The sequence below is a fragment of the Desulfococcus multivorans genome, assembly GCF_001854245.1.
GTDB classification, from domain to species: Bacteria; Desulfobacterota; Desulfobacteria; order Desulfobacterales; family Desulfococcaceae; genus Desulfococcus; species Desulfococcus multivorans.
The window spans coordinates 2,499,613-2,518,356 of sequence record NZ_CP015381.1; the positions used below are offsets into that span (position 1 = coordinate 2,499,613).

The following is an 18,744-nucleotide window of genomic DNA, read 5'->3' on the forward strand; positions in this document are numbered from 1 at the left end:
AACTGCCGGAAAACCCGAATTCACCAATATGGGAAACGGGGTTCAAAGGATAATGTTCATCTACACCGAAAGGTTGTAACTTGAAGATTCTTGTCACCGGAGGAACGGGGTTCATTGGTATGCATTTCCTGAAGATTCTGGCGGCGAAATCCCATAAAGTCTACTGTGTGGTTCGAAACCCATCTGCATTGGATTCAGCCTGTTTTGTCGGCCAAGGCTTCAATGTAATCATGGGTGATCTGACCGACACAGGTACATATCCCCGACTGCCCAAGGATATCGACATTGTCGTTCATATGGCAGCGGTCCTTGGGGCATGGGGCATTGCAGAATCTCACGTCCTGGCCAACAATGTCACCGCAACCGAGCTTCTGTTAGATTGGTTTGGTAGAAGCAAGGGGATGCAGTTTGTATTCGTCAGCACCCCCGGGGTCCAGGGTTTAGGGCATCAATGCGCCCCGGAAACAGCAGCGTATCACCCAAGGGCGCTGTATGAAATCAGCAAGGTCATCGCCGAAAAAAGAGTGATTAATCATCATTATCGTCCCAAGCAGTTCTGGACGATTCTTCGACCGGATTTTGTTTATGGCCCGGGGGACAGGCGCAGGATAAGGCTTTACAGTAAAATCAAGAACCGTCTCTGGATCAGGTTCGGTAGCGGCGGCAACGTGCTTCGGCCCACCTTCGTGGAGGACGCCGCCCGAGCGATTTATGCCTGCATCGGACATCCGGGCGCCCGGCGCCGGGTTTTCAATGTCGGCGGACCGGAGCTGATCACGGTTCAGGCCTATACGGACACCATCGCAAAGCTTCTCGACGTAAAAATTCCAGAGCTGAGGGTTCCCGTGCCGGTACTGAAACTCGCGGGGGCCTTCTTCGAGGCATGGGCGGAACCCACCGGAACCCAGCCTTTCATGACGCGGAGTCAGGTCGATTTTCTGACCCGAGATCACGGGACGGACATCGACAGCATCAGACGACATATCGGTTTTTCGCCTAACGTCGAGTTCGAGGAGGGTATGCGACGAACATTGGAATGGGCTTCGAAAACTCATCTGCTATGAAGAAAATAAATGTATTTACCGCCAGCTGGGGACAGCTTCACGGTCGACATTCGAATATGGGTGATATCATAATTTTCGAAGCTTTGGTGGATATTCTTAAATCTATAAAGTCGGTTGGGAGAATATATTGTTACAGCTCAGACCCATCTTACACCGACGAACGATACGACGTTCAGTCTACCAATCCGTTTACACTGAAGGGATTGCTCAGAACGATACGAAATTTGCACAGATCCGAGCTGGTGCTATTGGGCGGGGGAGAACTGGTTCAGACTCAGTCCAGCTTTCTTTACTTAGTCGCAAATCTCGCCCCCGGTCTGCTGTCATGGATTTTTGGAAGCCGTTGTCTGGCCGTTGGGGTAGGTATTGCAAATGAAGGCGAAATTTCTCGAATTGGTAGAATAATTGCTCGCTTCGTACTCAACAGAATCGACCGTATCTGCGTCAGAGAGCGCACATCATTTAGGAACGCTCTTGACATCGGCATAAAGCACAAAAAGCTGATGTTGACCGCAGACCTTGCGTTCCACTTTGCGAACCTAAAAATGCTCTTCCCTCCTTCTCGGATCAGGCCTCAAACTATTCTGCTGTGTCCCCGTTATACCAAAAAACGACATGGCGATTTCCTGCCTTCATGGATCAAACGGAAGCTGAATCGAAAAATTATAGATCAGGACTTTCACGCGTCCGCTACATGCTTTGCCGACCTTCTGAATCAGCTCTGCAACTCTTATAAAGTGATCATCTTGCCTGTTTACCAAAGCCGGAATAGCTCAAGTGAAGACACCTTATTTGCCCACAAGATTGTTGAAACAGCCGGCTTCCCCGATAATGCTGAAATTTACGAAGGAGCGATAACGACGGATGCAATCATGCGTTTGATGAGCAAAATTGATGTCGTAGTAGCGGTGCCGTTGCATGGTCTGATAATGGCAGCGGTGAACCGAAAACCAATGATAGCTTTGGTATATGCATCAAAATGTGAGAACTTTATGGTTGAATTAGAATTAAAACCTAATTTAATTATTCAATATGATCAGGAGAAAATTTTAAACATCGATTTGAGAAATCATGCCATTCAGAATTGTATAAACCGCAACAGAGAATTTGGATGTCGATTTGAGAAATCAGTTTCGATATTAATACATAGACACAATCAAACGATCCAAAACATAAAGACGGAAATTTTAGAAATACTATAACCAATATCAACTATTGTTTGCCATTTGCATTGATCTTTCCCAAGATTCAATCGTATGTTGAAAACAAAGTTCATAGCTATCGACCATCTGCTCTATGCTAAATTTTTCCTTGAAGTAAAGGTATGCCTGCTCTGCCATTTCCTGACGCCTGCGATCATCTGAAAGCATAAGATCTATCGCCATTGCAAAAGAATTCGGATTTCGAGGCTTGCATAGCAAGCCGGTTTGATTGTGTACAATCATTTCACGAATTCCACCGACATCAGTAGCAATGATTGGAACTTTACAAGCCATAGCTTCAATAATTGTCAAGGGGCTGTTATCCGCTAATGTTGGCAACAAAAATAAATCAGATTGATTATAGTACTTGCTCATATCATTGCGTGATATTCTTCCAACAAATTTAATAGGAACAGGATAATCTGGTCGTGTCTCAACGGGATCTCCGACATAAAGAAGACGAATATCGTTCCGCCAATTAGATAGAATTATCAAGGCTGAGGATAGAATTTTCGTAAGCGATCAGAGGGTACTTGAAAAATATTAGGAAATCCAGGCCATGTCTGGATTCAGCTCTTTGAAGAAACACTGCACGGCATCGACGAGTACAGGAAAAAGTTTCCTGGACCTGAGTCTGCAGGTATGGCGAAGTGTCAGAATGCGCTCTACCCAGCGCTGCCCTTTTGTACTCTCAGTCCCCTGGCTTCGCTTTCGCCAGATGACGGCATAACGCAGCATTCTTTCGGCATGGTTATTGGTGGGATCAACGCCCTCCTCGTCAAGGAATACAAACAGGGATTCAATCTCCTTGTCAAGGCGGCGCGCCATTCGTCCGGCATCGTTTTTCTCATCACGATAAAGCCCGATCAACCGGCAGAGCCTTGCATAAAAGGCGTTCCATTCTCCCTGGGCAGGCGGCTTTTTCGCCATGTTGCACAATCGTTGAAGTTCACTCGTGCACCAGACCCCAAATTTGGCAATGCCGGGGTCCCTTCTTTCTCTCAATCCTTTGGCCCTGCGGATCAGATGTGCCAGGCAGGTCTGTCGCCCGGCGGCCCATTTCTGATAAACGCCATAGTCGTCGCTGATCAGGATGCCGTTCCATTTTTCAATCAGCGCCTCGAAGGCCTCTTTTGAGCGGTTTGGATGGATTTTAAAGAAGGCTTCATCATCGTTGGCCATGACCCAGAGCCACTCGAGGTCGCCGCTCCTGGGAAAAGATGTTTCGTCGATATGAGCCTTGAGGGCTCGTCTGATCTTTGTTCCGATGGTTTCATAGTGAGGCTCAATTGCCTGCGACACCCGATCGATGACATTCTGGACCGCGCCAAGGCTGATGTGAAAGTTCAGGGCAGAATTGCAGAATTCCTGGATGCTGGTCCGGCTGTTTCCGTGATTTCCAGCCAGATCACCGATCAGGGCAGTCAGCCTGGGGCCAAAGCCGGTCCTGTTTTCGGGTTGAAGTTCCGCCCTGTTTTCGACGCCGCATTTCGGACAGCCGGCTGAATGGAGAATGAAGTGCGTCACGTCCATCTTGATTTCAGGCAGCTCGATGACCTGATGCACGTAAAACGGCTTCGTTTTTGGAAAATGCCGATTGCCGCAGGGGCAACGTTCCGGCTTGAGGATGACAATTTCAGTGGGCATCATACGTTTCTGGATATGCCCTTTGTGCCCTTTTTTGGCGCCGGCTCGCTTCTGGACGGCTTTGCGCTTTGGTTTCTTCTTGTAGGGATTGTCTGAAGACGGCGGCTTGTTTGAATTCCCGGAGTTCTTGTTGATTCGATTTTCCAGTTCATCGAGGCGCCGGGTCAGGATTTCAACCTGCTGTTCCAAAAATTCAAATGCTTTTCTTACAGGTTCAGGGGTTGCCTGCCAGTCTTCTTCTGTGAATGGACGGTACTTCATCATGGAAATTAAAGTAACAGATAGTGCATAAAAAATCTTGTGAGAAATATCATATTTTGTAGAAGGGGAAGTTAAATACCCCTGTGATCGCTTACGAATTTTCCAACCTTTTCTTACTGCCGGTGATCGTTTATCGACCTTTTTTCCACCACAAAAAAGAAGTGTTTTATAATTTGATTTCATTGACTGGAATGACTTATCACCTTTAAGTGGATAAAAAAGCGTATTACTGATACCATTATTTATAACACTCAGAGAATGTTGACCTAAGTGGCTTTCTCGCAATAAGTTTTTAAGCCACTGGCTGGGACATATCACGCTAAAGCACGAATGTTTGTAAACCCATTCTTTAAGATACCTGTTAATCTTTACCATCCAAGTTGGCCAAATAGTGCAACTCTCACATTTTTTTGCATCTAAATCGCATTTATCAGTTGCAGGCCATCCTACCATACAGATAGCCCAAACATCATGCAGGGTCCAAACTAACGGATAACGCCATGAAAAAAGCAATGTGCCCAAAGAAAATGTCTGTAAATTAATGTTGTGGACATTGATTATATCGGGTTTGAAATGCTTACATATGTAATATAGCTTTTTTAAAAGAAGCAGGTTAAAATAATGATAAATTTTAAATTCGTTCGCGTTTGAAAGGATTTGCGTGTGATATTTTTCTGACTGTGTTGTTGATGAACTCTCACCAGTGCAGACAAAAAGCACATTATGGCCTTTTTTCGCTAATCCCCGAGCCACATCCTCAGCGATGACAGATGCGCCTCCATGATCTTTTTTTGATGTAACAACTAAAATTTTCATATTTATCGGGTGTGCACAATTGATCAATTACATACTATAATCTAAAAAAAATATTTTTATGATATATTGTTCTACTTGGGTTTGGGATTTGCAGACAAAAAACAGTCAAAACTTGGCGGTGGTTTTGATTAAATAAAATAAATCCATATTAGTTGACTTTAACTTTAATTTAAAGTAGTTATATCGTCAAATTGCGTCGCAGGATTAATTTTATCCAATTTGACCCTTTGGCCCATAACCAAACTATTTCATGTTTCATAATCTCGAAACGAAAAATCCAAACCAAAGATATAAATGTTAGGACAAAAAGTATCCCGTTGATGAGAAGTAAGGTAAATGGCGCCATTTCAAGCCCTGATGCTACCATCATGCCAACAGGCAAACATGCCAATACTGCCAACCCCGTCAGTTGAGCAATTATTTTTAAAGGTAACACATTCCACCATGAACAATTGGCGATACGGCTTATTGAAATAAAATTCCACAAGGTCTCTACAAAACATAGGCTCAGAATTGTTCCTATGATTGCACCCAGATAGCCCATGCTATGCACAAAGAGGATACTCATGACTGCGTTAGCCACTAAACCAACTGCAGAACGGTTTAAAATTGTTCTGGTTTTTCCAAAAGCCATTAGAAAAGTATCAAATGTTACAATACGCATTGGAATAGTTAACAAATATATTTGAAATGGTAGAACGCTGTTGATGTATTTGAAGGAAAAAAGAGTTAAAATAAATGGTTTTGCACTCGCGAGCAAAAACATCATTACCGGCATCATGACCATTGCTGATCTGCCTGCGAATTGTCGAAACAATACTAAAGCTCCCCGACCATCATTTACTGAAGCCAGGCGTCTGAGATCGGGCAGGATGACGGCCATAATCAATCCTGTAAGAATTCCGATCGAAGGAATTTCAATCGCTCCATTGGAATAGATCGCGAATTCCTCCGGTGTGCACATGGAGGATACGATGATTTTGTCAAGTTGGAAAGATATGGTGCCAAGCACGGACGCGGTTACCAGCGGAATGCTGTAGGAAAGCATTTTTTTCATGTTACGCCAGTGCGGCCGCCAGTCGTCTTTCGGCAGAGCCTTGAGCATGAGGCGGATGCCCAGCAGCCCCATTACAACACCGGTTCCGACCTTGGCAATGACCATGGCTTCGGGTGTTTGCCAGTAAAGGCAAGCTGCAATGACCCCCAAAACCAGCACCATATTGGTGGAGACATTGTAGATGGCCAGTTTATTCACCTGATCTTGAACGACCAGAACCGAAGACAGCAGACCTGCAGGCAGCATAACCAGAGGCAACGGCACCAAATAAGCCAACGTGTTAACGATAGTGGGGTTTGAAAATCGTTTGGCCAGAAGATGATTCCCGCCCAGCGCGATGAATACGGCATAGAGGAGCCCCATGGCCACCATCATGAAAAGAGCGTCCATCACGATTCCCCGCACCCGGGTTTTTTCGGTGGGCAGAAAGTAATAGATTCCGTGTGTCAGCCCTAAAGAAAGCAGGGGAATGGCAATCTGATAGGCCAACATCGTTTGTCTATAGGTTGCCAACTCCGCCTGACTCAAGACCCGTGCCATCACCATCCCCGAAACTAAGTTGACAACGCCGGTCAAGCCCTGACCGAGCGAAAGCGCAAAAATCTTTTTGGCTCGAGAGGTTGTTGTCATTCAGGGATAATTTTTCGTTTTACCGGTATGTTTGTGTGTCTAGGAACGGCTGTCGGGGTTCAGGAAAAACCGCACAAGCAGCTTGATCCGTGTTTTGGAGGAGATGAGGCCGGACAGGATATTCAAGCAGACAGCTCCTTGATTGAGTAGTTTTTCTACTCATAGTCGGGCGCGCGGGGGTTGTCAATAATTATATTTATATGTTTTTGCCTATCCTGCGGTTTGGGGGAGAACTTCTTAACGGGGCGTTCGCTGCTGCGGCGTTCGAAGCGCATCTGGCAGATCTGCTCCGATACCAGCCCCATCATGAAGATGACCAGGGCGTTCATGAAGAGGAGCGCGGTCATGTTGGTGAACCGCCCCGAGGTAACGAAGGCATAGCCGTAATGGGCGAGGCCCGCCATGAACATCGCGAAGCTGACGGGGAGGAAGACCCGCATGGGGGAGTAGAGGGTGCAGATCTTGGTGATGATCATGAAAAACCGGACGCCGTCCCGAAACACGCTGATCCGGCTCTTTCCGGCGGTTCGCTTTCCGATGTCGATGGGCACGTACCGGACGCTGTTGCCGTCCCGGAGCACGCCCAGGGTCATGGTGGTGGGATATGAATAGGTGTTGGGAAGGAGATAGAGGTAGCTCCTGGCGATCTCGGCTTTCACGGCGCGGAATCCCGAGGTCAGGTCCTTCACCCGGAATTTGGTCACGTAGGAGGCGAGCCAGTTGTAGGCCTTGTTGCCCACGGCCCGCTCAAAGGAGGCCTGCCCGCCCGAACCCCGCGCACCCACCACCATGTCGTAGTCGGGAAAGTACTCGAGAAGCCTTGCGATATCCTCGGGATTGTGCTGACCGTCACCGTCCATGAACACGAACACATCCCCCACCCCCATCCGGATGCCGCTCTTGATCGCGGCGCCGTTGCCGATATTGTAGGGGTGGCGATAGACCTGGGCCCCGGCCTCATGGGCCTTTTGGGCGGTGTCGTCCGTCGACCCGTCGTCGATGACGATGATCTCGAATTCCGGATGCAACGATCGAATCCGACCGACAATGCCCCCTATCGTCTCCCCTTCGTTTCGCGCCGGAATGATCACGGAGATGTTTTGATTCATGATTTCCTATTTCAACTTCAGCCAGACCCTTAGCAGTTCCGTGTCTCCCCAGGCTTGTGCATCGCAGCCCTTTTGCCGGTGGGGCGTGTCGCCGTCGAGGATCTCCGGCATGTGGCCGGCGCAGTGGCTGTTGATGATGGTGGTGCTGGATGCCAGCCATGCCCGGGCCGTCGCCTTTCCGGCCTCGCCGTAGTGGGCCGCCCAGGCCTCGCAGAAGGACGGAAAGACCCAGGTCCAGGCCGTGCCGTTGTGGTAGGCGGGTTTGCGGGCCGTGTCCTCGTCCCCGGCATAGATGCCCCGATAAGGCTTGTGGGGGTCGCCGAGTCGCCGGCCATGGTGGATGATCTGGAGGGGATGCCTTGTGGGTTTGTCCGCCAGGCTTCGGATGGCGCCGGGCACCAGAAGCCCGAGGCAGGCGTCCAGAACCCGGCGGCATATCACCGGATCGGTCACCGCCCCCAGGGTGAGGGCAAAAATCTGGTTGGGCCTGAGGGCGTCGTCAGGTTCGGCCTGGAGCGCCGATCGACCCGGAAGGGTGTGCAGGCAGTCGGCCAGGTACCCCTCCTCTTCAAGAAAGAACCGTTGAACAACGGCGTTCCGGACCTTTTCGGCCAGCTCCCGCCACCACCCCGCCGATCCATCCCCGCCGATCCGCGCCAGGAAAGAGAGGGCATGGTGCCACAGGGCCTGGATCTCGACAGGATACCCCTCCCGTGGGGTGCCGGCGGGGTGGTTGGTGTCCATCCATGTGAAATGGGATGGGCTGAAGACGAGACCGGATAACGGGTCCATCCGGATGCCGTTGGGGGTCCCTTGAATGATGGAACCCGCCATATCGGTGAGGATGCCGCGAACCGTCCGCCCCTCCAGCGCCGTATCCAGGAAGGCATCGTCTCCCTCGGCAGCCGCCAGCTCGGCACACGCCGTGAAAAACCAGAGGGGCGCGTCGGAGGTGTCCCGGTTCCGGGCATCGTCCCCCCGGATCATGTTGGGAAGGGTGCCGTCCTTCTCGAACTTCGCGAACTGGAGCAGGATCTCCCGCGTCTCCCGGAGCTTGCCGGCGGCGATCAGGCCGCGGGCCGCGATAAGGGTGTCCCTGCCCCAGTCCAGGAACCAGGGGTATCCCGCGATGACGGTGGAAAAATCCCCCCGCCGGACGACATGGCTCTCCACTGCCGCTCGAAGCCCGGCCGTGAGATCCTGAAACCGGGACGGAAGCTGCGAGGTCTTCTCGAACGGCATGGGGTCGGACGGCATGGAGAGGCGTGCGCCTCCGAGGATCTGGGCCAGCAGATCGAGGGTCTCGCCGGCCGCAAGCGACGCCCTGAAATAGCCGGGGCTGAAGAGATCCGAGTCGGGGTCCAGGCCGCGCTCCGCCTCCAGCGGCCGGTGAACCATATACTGCCACTCCGGCGCCGCCGCGAAAACCCCTTTGGAGATCTCGACCATCAGCCGCCTGTCCGGGGCCGGGGCGAAGGTAAACCCCCGCTCTCCCGCCGTTACGGCTTCAGGCCACCGCTGTTCCGGCCCGGTGAAGGCCTTGGTGGTCTCGTGAAAATTACGGTCCTCGATGTCGGGCCTGAGCACGATGTCCACCAAACGATCGTCCGGAAGCCGCCCCCGGATCCCTGCGCTCGGATGCCGGAAAAGAGAGAGGTGAACGGCATTCTCCCCCGGGATCATCCGGAGCGCAATGGAAAGGGCGATATCCTCCCCCTGGCCGGTGGGAATGTGGTAGCGCCAGCAGGCGGCTTCGCCCGGCGCCGCCACAACCGCGTCGAGGCAGTCGAGCCCGATCTCGTAGGAAAACCCCTGGTAGAGGACCCAGGCCCGGCACCGGGTGAACATGACCCATCGGTCCTCGGGATAGAGCGGATTGAGGTTCCCGGCTAGGAGGGCGTCGTATCGGCTCGCAAGCTTCCCCCAGGCGGCGTGGGCCCGAAGCATGGCGCCGCGGCCGTTGGTCCCCAGAAACAGCAAGGGCCGGGCCAGGAGTTCCCTGCGCCGGAACACCCGCTGAACCCCGGCAGACCCGGGCCTGGCGAGAACCAGCAGCGGCGCGTCCCGGTGGACGGCTCCGGAGGGCTCGTATATGGCCATCCGCAACACCACCGGCCGATGACGTTCCGGGAGTCCCGGGTGAGAAAACAGGGCAAACCAGGTTTTGCGGCCTTCAGCGAAAAACGATCCGCAGGGCATCCCCTCCTCCTGGGAGAGGACCCGCTCCTCTCCGGTCCGTTCCCGATCGATCAGGGCGCCCCGGAAGGGGACATCCGCCGTCACCAGGAGAAAATGACCCGGCGGCAGCATGACGGTCCGGCGGAGATCCTCGGGCCAGTGCCACGGGATCACCCGGGCCTCTTCGCCGTCGGGATTCATGGAACGGCAGAATTCGACCGGATCGGCCTCGAGCTGTTTTGCGGCCGCGGCAAGGTCCATATCGCCCATGTCTCCGATGCCGTGGTAAAACCGGTGGACGTCCAGGGCCTTGGCACGAAGTCGCTGCTCCCAGACCCGGTCCGGGATGAGGGGGATGTCCTCCATCCACATACCCGAAGCGCCGTCGCTCAGGCACAGGACCTGCCCCGGCGCCAGGGTCAGCGCCTGGGTGGCACCTTCGGTCCTCACGTCGATCCGTCGGCCGGACAAGAGATCCCGGAGATCGTCCCCCATCTCGGTTTGCCGTTCCCAGGCCAGATCGGCGGATTGTCCGTCATCCAGGTTGACCAACACGATCAGGCGCCGGTCCGTGGGCGGATGATGCCGCAGCAGCGCCAGGGCGTTGGCCGCCCCTTTCTGGATCATCCGAACCGCCACCTGGTCGTGGAACGCCGGATGGTTCTTCAAAAGCGCGGTGAGCCGCCGGATGTGCCGAACCTGGTTTTCCGCGGCGCCCCAGTTGAGAGACGGGGCTTCGTGGACCATGATTTTCTCGCGGGCGAACCACTCCACCCCGTTGGCAAAGGCGAAGCCTCCGTTCTGGGAAAAGAGGGCGCAAAGTGCCGTCCGCATCATGGCCCAGGTGGTGGAGCGGGCCGCCAGCCGGTTGTTGTCGTGGGTTTCAGCGAAATGGATCAGCAGACCGTCCTGTTGCTGAATCTCCCAGGCCTGACTGAGATACCATTCGATCTGCCCCCGGTCGTAGTTTTGAAACAGCTCGGAATAGGCCCAATCGAGGTTGGCGCGATTCAAAAGGTCCCGCGTCACCGTGATCTTGCCGCCGAGTCCCTCCAGGAAAAAGATGGTATCCGGGTATTCCTCCCGGACACGCGCCGTCATGAATCGCCATGCCGATACGGGGATCATGTAGCCCGCGTCGCAGCGGAACCCGTCAACACCCCGGCGGCACCAGGTGAGAAACACGTCGGCCATGTAGACCCAGAGATCCCGGTGGCTGTAGTCCAGCTTCGTGAGATCCGCCCAGGTCACCCCCCAGGCCCCGGGCATCTCGATCCGGCCGTGCTCGTCGCGGCAAAGCCACTGGGGATGGGTTTCATGCAGGGCGGCGGCCCACCCGGTGTGATTGATGGCGATGTCCATGAGGAGCCGGCCGCCCCGGGCGTGGACGGCATCCACCAGTTCGGCGAACTGCTCCAGTGGCGTGGCCCGGGGGTCGAACTCCGCCAGGGCCGGATCGACCTCCGTGAAGCTGAGGGCCGCATAGGGACTCCCGAACCGGCCCATGCGGGCATAGGTTGTGGGGGTGGGGTGAATGGGAAGCAGTTGGATGTAGCGGCAGCCCAGCTCGCCCATGATGAAATCGAGCTCCCGGATCAGGTCCCTGAAGGTGCCGGATTTGGGGATCACGGTGTAGCCGTCCCCGTCCAACCGTTGGACGCAGTCGGCTGTTTCAGGGTCCATTTCAAGACGCTTGACCTTGTTGGGACCGAACTGGCGGACAAAGGCATTGTAAATGATGTTCCCGCAGCAGCAGTCGGCAGGCGCCACATTGAAGACCGTGTTGTCCCCCTCGGGCCAGACGGGGTCGGGTTCCCCCTCCGGGAGATAATAGGCCTTGGCCTGGAAATGCCCGACCTCGGCCAGGGGAATCCGCACCTCGAACCGGGAGGCCGTTGTTTTTCGCATGGGGATGTCGAACCAGTCACGATTCAGAGGCGACTCGTCACGAACCACCTCCCGGATAATTTCCCGGCGGGCGACCGCAACCCGGCCGATATTGGTCCGCAGCCAGGCGCCGCCACGCCACGCCGGGGGCGCCTCCAGGGCAATGGTGACGGTATCTCCGCGAAACCGGACCATCCGCAATCCAGGGGCCGGCGTCTGTATCAATTGAGGACTGGTTTTCATTTTTTTCTTCCCCTCCCATCAACGATCATAACCCCAACCTATCCCTTCAGTCTTCAGTCTTCAGCCTTCAGTCTTCAGCCTTTTCTATTTTCACCGTCATCTCAATGGGCTTCAGAGGATTGTCCCGGGAGTCCCGCTCCTCCGAGACAATGGCGTCCACTACGGCCATCCCCTCCGCCACCTCTCCGAAAACCGTGTATTGGCCGTCAAGGGAGGGGGCTTCCGCCACGCAGATGAAAAACTGGGATCCGGCACTGTCGGGATGCCGGGACCTGGCCATGGAGAGGGTTCCCCGCTTGTGGGGCCGGCTGTTGAACTCGGCCTTGAGCTGGTGGCCTGGGCCTCCGGTGCCGTGCCGCATCCGGTCCGCGTCCCGGGAATTGGGATCTCCTCCCTGAATCATGAAGCCCGGGATGACCCGGTGGAAGGTTGTGCCGTCATAAAAGCCTTTCCGGGCCAGCTCGATGAAATTGTGGACATGATTGGGCGCGACATCGGGAAAGAACTTCAGGACGATGTTGCCGAAGCGGGTCTGGATGATCGCCTTTTGCACTTTCATGGCCGAAATCTCCTCGTCCGTGAAGGTCCTGGATCGAATATCCGCGGCACACGCCCCGGCCGGCCAAAAACTCCCAACCCCAAACAGCACGGCAATTACCGCACCCAGAACAAACCCTGTCATCGTCTTCTTCATCACCACCTACCCATCATAAACCGTTTCAGTCAAGAGAAGGCTGAAGACTGAAGGGGTGCGTCAAGGACGAACGGAGCCTTTATCCCCTTTCAGCGCTCAGCCGCTACCCAGTCATCATAACTACAGCCGAAAGTCAAATTATCCCTAAACTCCCTAACCCCTAACCACATAACCACGTAACCACGTAATCACGTAATCACGTAATCACGTAATCACTTAATCACTTAATCACTTAATCACTTTTTTCCTATAACATCTCAACTCCCCTCCCGTATACCCCTATCTTTCCTACCCCACCCCCCAACCCCATATCACCAATGATTCCAATGAAAACCCGGGGTGCTTCTTTGCTTGCAGGTCCATGGAAAAGATGATATACACCATATCTTCAAAATTCAGAAATCTTTAGAAAATAAATAGTTAAGACAATCAACGGAAGGGTTCGTTGCGCGAACAGCCATGAGGATCGTCATGTACAGATCAGACGGAAAGGTTCCGGAAGCCGAAATCAAACAGCGCATCGACCGCCTGCAATCCCAACTCGGGGATGCCGGCGCGGACGCCGCCTTGATCGTCCAGAAGGCGGATCTCTATTATTTTTCCGGAACCGTTCAGGATGCCCATCTCTATATCCCCCGAGAGGGAAAACCGCTGTTGATGGCCCGAAAAGCACTGGAGCGGGCGGCGGCGGAATCATCCGTCGGCGACATCGTTCCCCTCAAAAGCGCCCGGCAGATCCCCGAGATCCTGAAACGAAACGCATATCCCACCCCGAAGACGTTGGGGATGGAGCTGGATGTGCTGTCGGCGAACCTCTATCTGGACTATCAGCGTATTTTTGACGGATCCGTGATCCTGGATGTCTCCCGTTTCATCCGATTGACCCGAATGATCAAATCGCCTTACGAGATCGGGATTCTCCGCGAAGCCGGCAGAAAAGCCGACGAACTCTATGCGGGGATTCCAAGCATGATCCGGGAGGGGATCCCGGAGGTGGAACTGGCCGGGCTTGTCGAGGCCCGGGCACGGAAGCTGGGCCACCAGGGAACGGTGCGCATGCGACTGTGGGGGAGCGAGATGTTTTTCGGGCATCTCATGGCAGGCCCCTCCGCGGCCGTGCCCAGCTTTCTCGCTTCTCCCACCGGCGGTGAGGGCACCGGACCGGCCGTGGGCCAGAGCGCGGGATTCCGGCCCGTCGGCCGCAATGAGCCGATTATGGTGGACTACCCCTTTGTCTATCAAGGCTATATATCGGACCAGACACGAATTTTCGCCGTCGGCGCGATTTCCGACGAGTGGCTCAGGGCCCAGGAAGCCATGATCGAGATTCAATCCCTCATCCAGAAAGCCGCCAGGCCAGGCGCAAGCGTCGGCGAACTCTACGACATGGCCGTGGCGCGGGCGGCGGAATTGGGATATGCCGATCATTTCATGGGCGCAGGCCCGGGGCGCGTCCGTTTTATCGGTCACGGCACGGGCCTGGAACTGGATGAATATCCCTTCATCGCCAAAGGCCGGAAAACCCCCATAGCGGAGGGGATGTGCATCGCACTGGAGCCCAAGCTCATCTTTCCCGGCAAGGGCGTGGTGGGCACAGAGAACACCCACATCGTCACCCCGGACGGTTTGATGCCGCTGACGACATTCAATGAAGGCATCGTGCGGGTCGATTGATCCGGGCAGGATCGTCAAGCGCACTTTCCTTCATCAAGACCCTGTATTATCATTGACATCGTGTTGGTTTCATCAAAACACGAGGAGGTTGCCATGTCCGTTGATCTGCCTGAAGATTACATCCCCACCGACGACGAACCGTACATGAATCCGCGACAGATTGAGTATTTCCGAAGGCAGCTGATTGCCTGGCGGGAAAACCTGTTGGCCGAATCGGAAAAAACGCTGAACAAGCTGAAGGAAGACAAGGAGCGGGACATCGAAGCCGTCGACCAGGGCACCAACGAATCCGCCACGGCCTTCGAGCTGAGAACCCGCGACCGGTACCGGAAGCTCATCAAGAAGATCGAAAGGGCCCTCGAGCGCATCAGCAACGGGACCTATGGATACTGCGAGGAAACCGAAGAGGAGATCGGTATTCGTCGTCTGTTGGCCCGACCCATCGCCACCCTTTCCCTGGAGGCCCAGGAGCGCCACGAGCGCGAAAAGAAAAAACGGGAGGCGAGAAGCGGTTGACCGCTTGTCGCATCGGACGGAAAAACACAGCGGTGGTTCCCGAGGATTACCGCTGTCCTTTTCCCGTCTGCGTCACTTCGGAAACACCTTCATGCCGTCCTTTCCATCCTGAACCACATAGCCCAGGGCCTGGATTTCGTCGCGCAGCTGGTCGGACAGAGCCCAGTTCCTTTCCCGCCGCGCCGCTTCCCTGGCGGCCGCCTTTTCCCGAATATCCGCAGGCAGGGGCTGTGCCTCCCCCACCCGATCGAGACCGAACCCCAGAACGGCATCCAGTTCAAGGACCAGGGCGAGCTTCCATGTCGGCGGCATGTCGGATTTCAGGATCTCCTGTACCACCGCCATGGCCCTGGGCATGTTGAGATCGTCGTTCAGCGCCGCCAGGAACCGTGTCCTGGCCTCATCCGCTGCATGGGCGGGGATATCGGCGGGCGATCCGGCGCAGGCATCCTTGATGTGCCGGACCTGGTTCCGAAGATGATCGAGACCGTTCACGGCGGCCTGGACCGTTTCGTCGCTGTACTCCATGGGATTCCGATAATGGGTCTGGAATGCGGCATACCGGTAGGCCAGAGGGTCGATGCCCCGGTCGATAAAGGTGTGCTGGAGGGTCAGGAAATTGCCGGCGCTCTTGGCCATCTTCTTCCCGCCGGCAATGTTGAGGAACGCCCCGTGCACCCAGAACCGAAAAAACGGCTTTCCCGTGGCCGCCTCCGACTGGGCGATTTCGTTGGTGTGGTGGACGTCGATGTGATCGGTGCCGCCGCAGTGAATGTCGAGGTGGTCCCCTAAAAATTTCATGCTCATGGCTGAACACTCGATGTGCCATCCCGGAAACCCGACGCCCCACGGCGACGGCCATTCCATCTGCCGCTGCTCATCCCTGGGAGAGAATTTCCACAGGGCGAAATCGGTGGGATTTCGCTTTTCGGGGTTCCGCTCCACCCGTGCGCCTTCCTGGAGCGCCTCCAGGTTCTGGTGGGAAAGTTTGGTGTAATCCTTGAATCGCGAGGTGTCGAAATAAATCCCGTCGCTGGTGGTATAGGTATATCCTTTGGCCGCCAGGGTCTCGATGAGGGCGATCTGTTCGGGGATCGTTTCCGTCGCCTTGCACCAGATGTCCGGCGGCAGAAGATTGAGCCGCGCCATGTCTTCCTTGAACGCCCGGGTATACATCTCCGCGATGTCCCAGGCGCTCCGGCCTTCCCGTGCGGCCCCTCTTTCCAGTTTGTCCTCCCCCATGTCCCGATCGCCGGTAAGATGTCCCACATCCGTGATGTTCATGACGTGCCGCACCGTAAAGCCGTTGAACCTGAGGGTTCGCTTGAGCACGTCCTCGAATATATAGGTCCGCAGATTGCCGATATGAGCATGATTGTAGACCGTCGGGCCACAGGTATACAGACCGACGTAGTCGGGAAAGAGGGGTTGGAATTCTTCCTTCTTCCGCGTCAGCGTATTGTACAGATAGAGTTTCATAGATTACCCCGAAAAATTTGATGCATTCTTGAACATGGAACGCCTGAACAGGTAAAATCCGATCCCGAAAAGCACCATCAGGCCGCAGAGGAGTTGGCCTGTTGAAAACCGGAACAGCACAAAGCCCAGATGCGCGTCCGGTTCCCGGAAAAACTCGATGAAAAACCGAACCGTGCCGTAGCTGATCAGATAGAGGGCCAGCATGGCCCCCCGGGTTCGGACGCGCCGACGAAGGAACCACAGCAGCATGAAGCAGAAGATCCCTTCGAAAAACGCCTCGTAGAGCTGGGACGGATGACGGCGTTCGGGCGTCGGGGCCGATGGGAAATACATGCCGACGGGCAGCTCCGTTGCCCGGCCGTAAAGCTCGCCGTTGATGAAATTGCCGATGCGGCCGAAGGTGTATCCGAGGGGGACGGCCGGGGCGTAGAGGTCGGCGATCTCCGTAAAGGCGATCCGGTTTCGGCGTCCGTAGAGCATTGTCGCGGCGATCACGCCGATGAGCCCTCCATGGTAGGACATACCGGAGATGCCGGTAAAACGGATCCCGCCCTCGAAGCTGAAGGGAAGGAAAATCTCGAGGGGGTGTTGCGCGTAATAGGGCAGATTGTAAAAGAACACATACCCGAGGCGCCCCCCCAGAATCACGCCGACAATCATGGCCGTGGTGAGAGACTCCACCTGGGCCTCGGTCAAGTTGAAGCCCTTCTCGTGCCGGATCCGATAGCGGACCAGGAAATAGGTCAGGCCGAAGGCCACCAGATACATCATGCCGTAATATTGGAGCTTGAAGACCCCGATCTCGATCATGACGGGATCCAGCCGTTCGGGGATGTGCTGCCACCAGCGCCAGAATTCGTTTGTCATCGTCCTTGCCGTTCCATGACCCGACGGACGGCTCCGCCCGTCGCGGCCCTTAGGTTCATCCACGGTAAAATGACGTTACCATAAGCTCTTCACCCGTCTAAATCAAGGGGATTTTCCAGATGCCCCCTCCTCCGAGGGCAAGACCCGGACCCGATGCAACAGGGGTTTTCCAAAGGACCGTATCATGATAACAGATCTCGCAAAATTCAACAAAATCACGTCGAGCCCTGAGGAATCGTCCAATGAAAACCCAGCACCATTTTTACTTTTGCACCGCCGAGAGCATGACCCACGTCTCATCGGAAAGCGTTGCGCTGATCGTCACGTCGCCGCCCTACCCCATGGTCCGGATGTGGGACGAGATGTTCGCCCGCGGCCGCACTGAAATAGCGGATGCCCTCGCAAACGATCGCGGCGCCGCGGCCTTCGAACTCATGCACCAGGCCCTCGATCCGATCTGGCGGGAATGCCTGCGCGTCCTCATGCCCGGCGGCATTGCGTGCATCAACATCGGGGACGCCGTCCGAACCGTAAACGGCGATTTCAGGCTGTACCCCAACCATGCCCGTGTCCTTCATCGCCTGTCGGCCCTGGGGCTTTCCCCCCTGCCGGCAATACTATGGCGAAAGGCGACCAACGCCCCCAACAAATTCATGGGATCGGGCATGATGCCGCCGGGGGCCTATGTGACCCTCGAGCACGAATATATCCTGATCTTCCGGAAAGGCGGGAAAAGGGATTTCAAGTCCCCAGAGCAAAAGCGGATGCGACGGGAGAGCGCCTATTTCTGGGAGGAGCGGAACAACTGGTTTTCGGACGTCTGGACGGATCTCAGGGGAACCGTCCAGAAAATGACCGCCCCCAAAACCAGACACCGCAGCGGCGCCTTTCCCTTCGAGTTGCCCTACCGGTTGATTCACATGTTATCCGTAAAGGGGGATGTGGTGCTGGATCCGTTTCTGGGCACAGGCACCACGACGGCGGCGGCCATGGCGGCCGGCCGAAACAGCATCGGCTACGAACAGGATGCGGCGCTTCGCGACGCCATTCTGGATCGGATACGGGACATCGTCCCCTTCGCCAACAGCCGCATTCAGGAGCGGCTCCGTCGGCACCGCGTCTTTGTCCGGGAACGGGAAGCGGTCCAAAAGCCCCTCAAGCACCGGAATATCCATTACGAATTTCCCGTCGCGACACGCCAGGAGGTCGATCTTCTCATCAACCCCCTGGAAACCGGCCGGGTTCTGAACGACAACACCGCGACGATCGCCTATGCCGACCATCCGGAGCCTCCCCCGGACCCTCCCAATGATCCGATTCAGATGGACCTTTTCGACGGTTGACAGCTCGATTTTCGGAAAAACAGCCGGAAAGGCCTCGACACAGCTTGACAATCAGCCCGATAGATACCAATATTAGA

The 18,744-nt window shown here is 55.1% G+C and carries 13 protein-coding genes and 1 pseudogene; 5 read left to right on the forward strand and 9 right to left on the reverse strand.

Annotation, left to right across the window (positions count from 1 at the left end; translation table 11 throughout):
• The first annotated feature begins 80 nt into the window (after nucleotides 1-80).
• Entirely contained in the window at nucleotides 81-1,064 is a 984-nt protein-coding gene (locus dmul_RS10945) for an NAD-dependent epimerase/dehydratase family protein (protein ID WP_020875472.1), read from the forward strand.
• A complete protein-coding gene (locus tag dmul_RS10950) occupies nucleotides 1,037-2,266 on the forward strand; it encodes a polysaccharide pyruvyl transferase family protein (protein ID WP_040414214.1) in 1,230 nt (409 codons plus the stop codon). Before dmul_RS10945 ends, dmul_RS10950 begins: the two co-directional genes overlap by 28 nt.
• Before the next feature lie 6 nt (nucleotides 2,267-2,272).
• Here dmul_RS10950 and dmul_RS10955 read toward each other — a convergent pair whose 3' ends face one another.
• The 7 genes and pseudogenes from dmul_RS10955 to dmul_RS10980 form a co-directional block, all read right to left on the reverse strand.
• On the reverse strand, nucleotides 2,273-2,761 hold the full coding sequence (locus dmul_RS10955; protein WP_159449706.1) for a glycosyltransferase family 4 protein: 489 nt from the start codon (nucleotides 2,759-2,761) through the stop codon (nucleotides 2,273-2,275).
• Nucleotides 2,762-2,809: 48 nt separating this feature from the next.
• Entirely contained in the window at nucleotides 2,810-4,177 is a 1,368-nt protein-coding gene (tnpC, locus tag dmul_RS21335) for an IS66 family transposase (RefSeq protein WP_020875474.1), read from the reverse strand.
• Between the two features lie 240 nt (nucleotides 4,178-4,417).
• Nucleotides 4,418-4,990, reverse strand: a pseudogene (locus dmul_RS21340) (glycosyltransferase); the annotation flags it as partial.
• Nucleotides 4,991-5,168: 178 nt separating this feature from the next.
• Complete coding sequence (locus dmul_RS10965) at nucleotides 5,169-6,677, reverse strand: oligosaccharide flippase family protein (protein WP_020875475.1); 1,509 nt, start codon at nucleotides 6,675-6,677, stop codon at nucleotides 5,169-5,171.
• A gap of 155 nt (nucleotides 6,678-6,832) precedes the next feature.
• The gene (locus dmul_RS10970; RefSeq protein WP_020875476.1) at nucleotides 6,833-7,786 is read right to left on the reverse strand and encodes a glycosyltransferase family 2 protein; all 954 of its coding nucleotides are present in this window, start codon (nucleotides 7,784-7,786) and stop codon (nucleotides 6,833-6,835) included.
• A 6-nt stretch (nucleotides 7,787-7,792) separates the two neighbouring features.
• A complete protein-coding gene (locus tag dmul_RS10975; protein WP_020875477.1) occupies nucleotides 7,793-12,094 on the reverse strand; it encodes an amylo-alpha-1,6-glucosidase in 4,302 nt (1,433 codons plus the stop codon).
• A 67-nt stretch (nucleotides 12,095-12,161) separates the two neighbouring features.
• Entirely contained in the window at nucleotides 12,162-12,788 is a 627-nt protein-coding gene (locus tag dmul_RS10980) for a peptidylprolyl isomerase (RefSeq protein WP_020875478.1), read from the reverse strand.
• 471 nt (nucleotides 12,789-13,259) lie between these two features.
• On the opposite strand from dmul_RS10980, the gene dmul_RS10985 reads away from it, so the two are divergent.
• Together dmul_RS10985 and dksA are read left to right on the forward strand one after the other, a co-directional pair.
• Nucleotides 13,260-14,462, forward strand: a complete 1,203-nt coding sequence (locus dmul_RS10985) for a M24 family metallopeptidase (RefSeq protein WP_020875479.1) — start codon at nucleotides 13,260-13,262, stop codon at nucleotides 14,460-14,462.
• A 93-nt stretch (nucleotides 14,463-14,555) separates the two neighbouring features.
• Complete coding sequence (dksA, locus tag dmul_RS10990) at nucleotides 14,556-14,978, forward strand: RNA polymerase-binding protein DksA (RefSeq protein ID WP_020875480.1); 423 nt, start codon at nucleotides 14,556-14,558, stop codon at nucleotides 14,976-14,978.
• Nucleotides 14,979-15,050: 72 nt separating this feature from the next.
• Here the strand turns inward: dksA and cysS are convergent, their stop codons facing one another.
• Together cysS and lgt are read right to left on the reverse strand one after the other, a co-directional pair.
• Complete coding sequence (gene cysS / locus dmul_RS10995) at nucleotides 15,051-16,457, reverse strand: cysteine--tRNA ligase (protein ID WP_020875481.1); 1,407 nt, start codon at nucleotides 16,455-16,457, stop codon at nucleotides 15,051-15,053.
• Nucleotides 16,458-16,460: 3 nt separating this feature from the next.
• A complete protein-coding gene (lgt, locus tag dmul_RS11000) occupies nucleotides 16,461-17,324 on the reverse strand; it encodes a prolipoprotein diacylglyceryl transferase (protein WP_020875482.1) in 864 nt (287 codons plus the stop codon).
• 242 nt (nucleotides 17,325-17,566) lie between these two features.
• On the opposite strand from lgt, the gene dmul_RS11005 reads away from it, so the two are divergent.
• Nucleotides 17,567-18,667, forward strand: coding sequence for a DNA-methyltransferase (locus dmul_RS11005; protein WP_020875483.1), 1,101 nt, complete (start codon nucleotides 17,567-17,569; stop codon nucleotides 18,665-18,667).
• Nucleotides 18,668-18,744 lie beyond the last annotated feature (77 nt).

What these genes read in the sequence shown, in the direction of transcription:
- dksA (WP_020875480.1), top strand. Translation starts at nt 14,556, where the DNA reads ATGTCCGTTGATCTGCCTGAAGATTACATCCCCACCGACGACGAACCG.
- dmul_RS10975 (WP_020875477.1), bottom strand. Translation starts at nt 12,094, where the DNA reads ATGAAAACCAGTCCTCAATTGATACAGACGCCGGCCCCTGGATTGCGG.
- dmul_RS10950 (WP_040414214.1), top strand. Translation starts at nt 1,037, where the DNA reads ATGGGCTTCGAAAACTCATCTGCTATGAAGAAAATAAATGTATTTACC.
- dmul_RS10980 (WP_020875478.1), bottom strand. Translation starts at nt 12,788, where the DNA reads ATGAAGAAGACGATGACAGGGTTTGTTCTGGGTGCGGTAATTGCCGTG.
- lgt (WP_020875482.1), bottom strand. Translation starts at nt 17,324, where the DNA reads ATGACAAACGAATTCTGGCGCTGGTGGCAGCACATCCCCGAACGGCTG.
- cysS (WP_020875481.1), bottom strand. Translation starts at nt 16,457, where the DNA reads ATGAAACTCTATCTGTACAATACGCTGACGCGGAAGAAGGAAGAATTC.
- dmul_RS11005 (WP_020875483.1), top strand. Translation starts at nt 17,567, where the DNA reads ATGAAAACCCAGCACCATTTTTACTTTTGCACCGCCGAGAGCATGACC.
- dmul_RS10965 (WP_020875475.1), bottom strand. Translation starts at nt 6,677, where the DNA reads ATGACAACAACCTCTCGAGCCAAAAAGATTTTTGCGCTTTCGCTCGGT.
- dmul_RS10970 (WP_020875476.1), bottom strand. Translation starts at nt 7,786, where the DNA reads ATGAATCAAAACATCTCCGTGATCATTCCGGCGCGAAACGAAGGGGAG.
- tnpC (WP_020875474.1), bottom strand. Translation starts at nt 4,177, where the DNA reads ATGATGAAGTACCGTCCATTCACAGAAGAAGACTGGCAGGCAACCCCT.
- dmul_RS10985 (WP_020875479.1), top strand. Translation starts at nt 13,260, where the DNA reads ATGTACAGATCAGACGGAAAGGTTCCGGAAGCCGAAATCAAACAGCGC.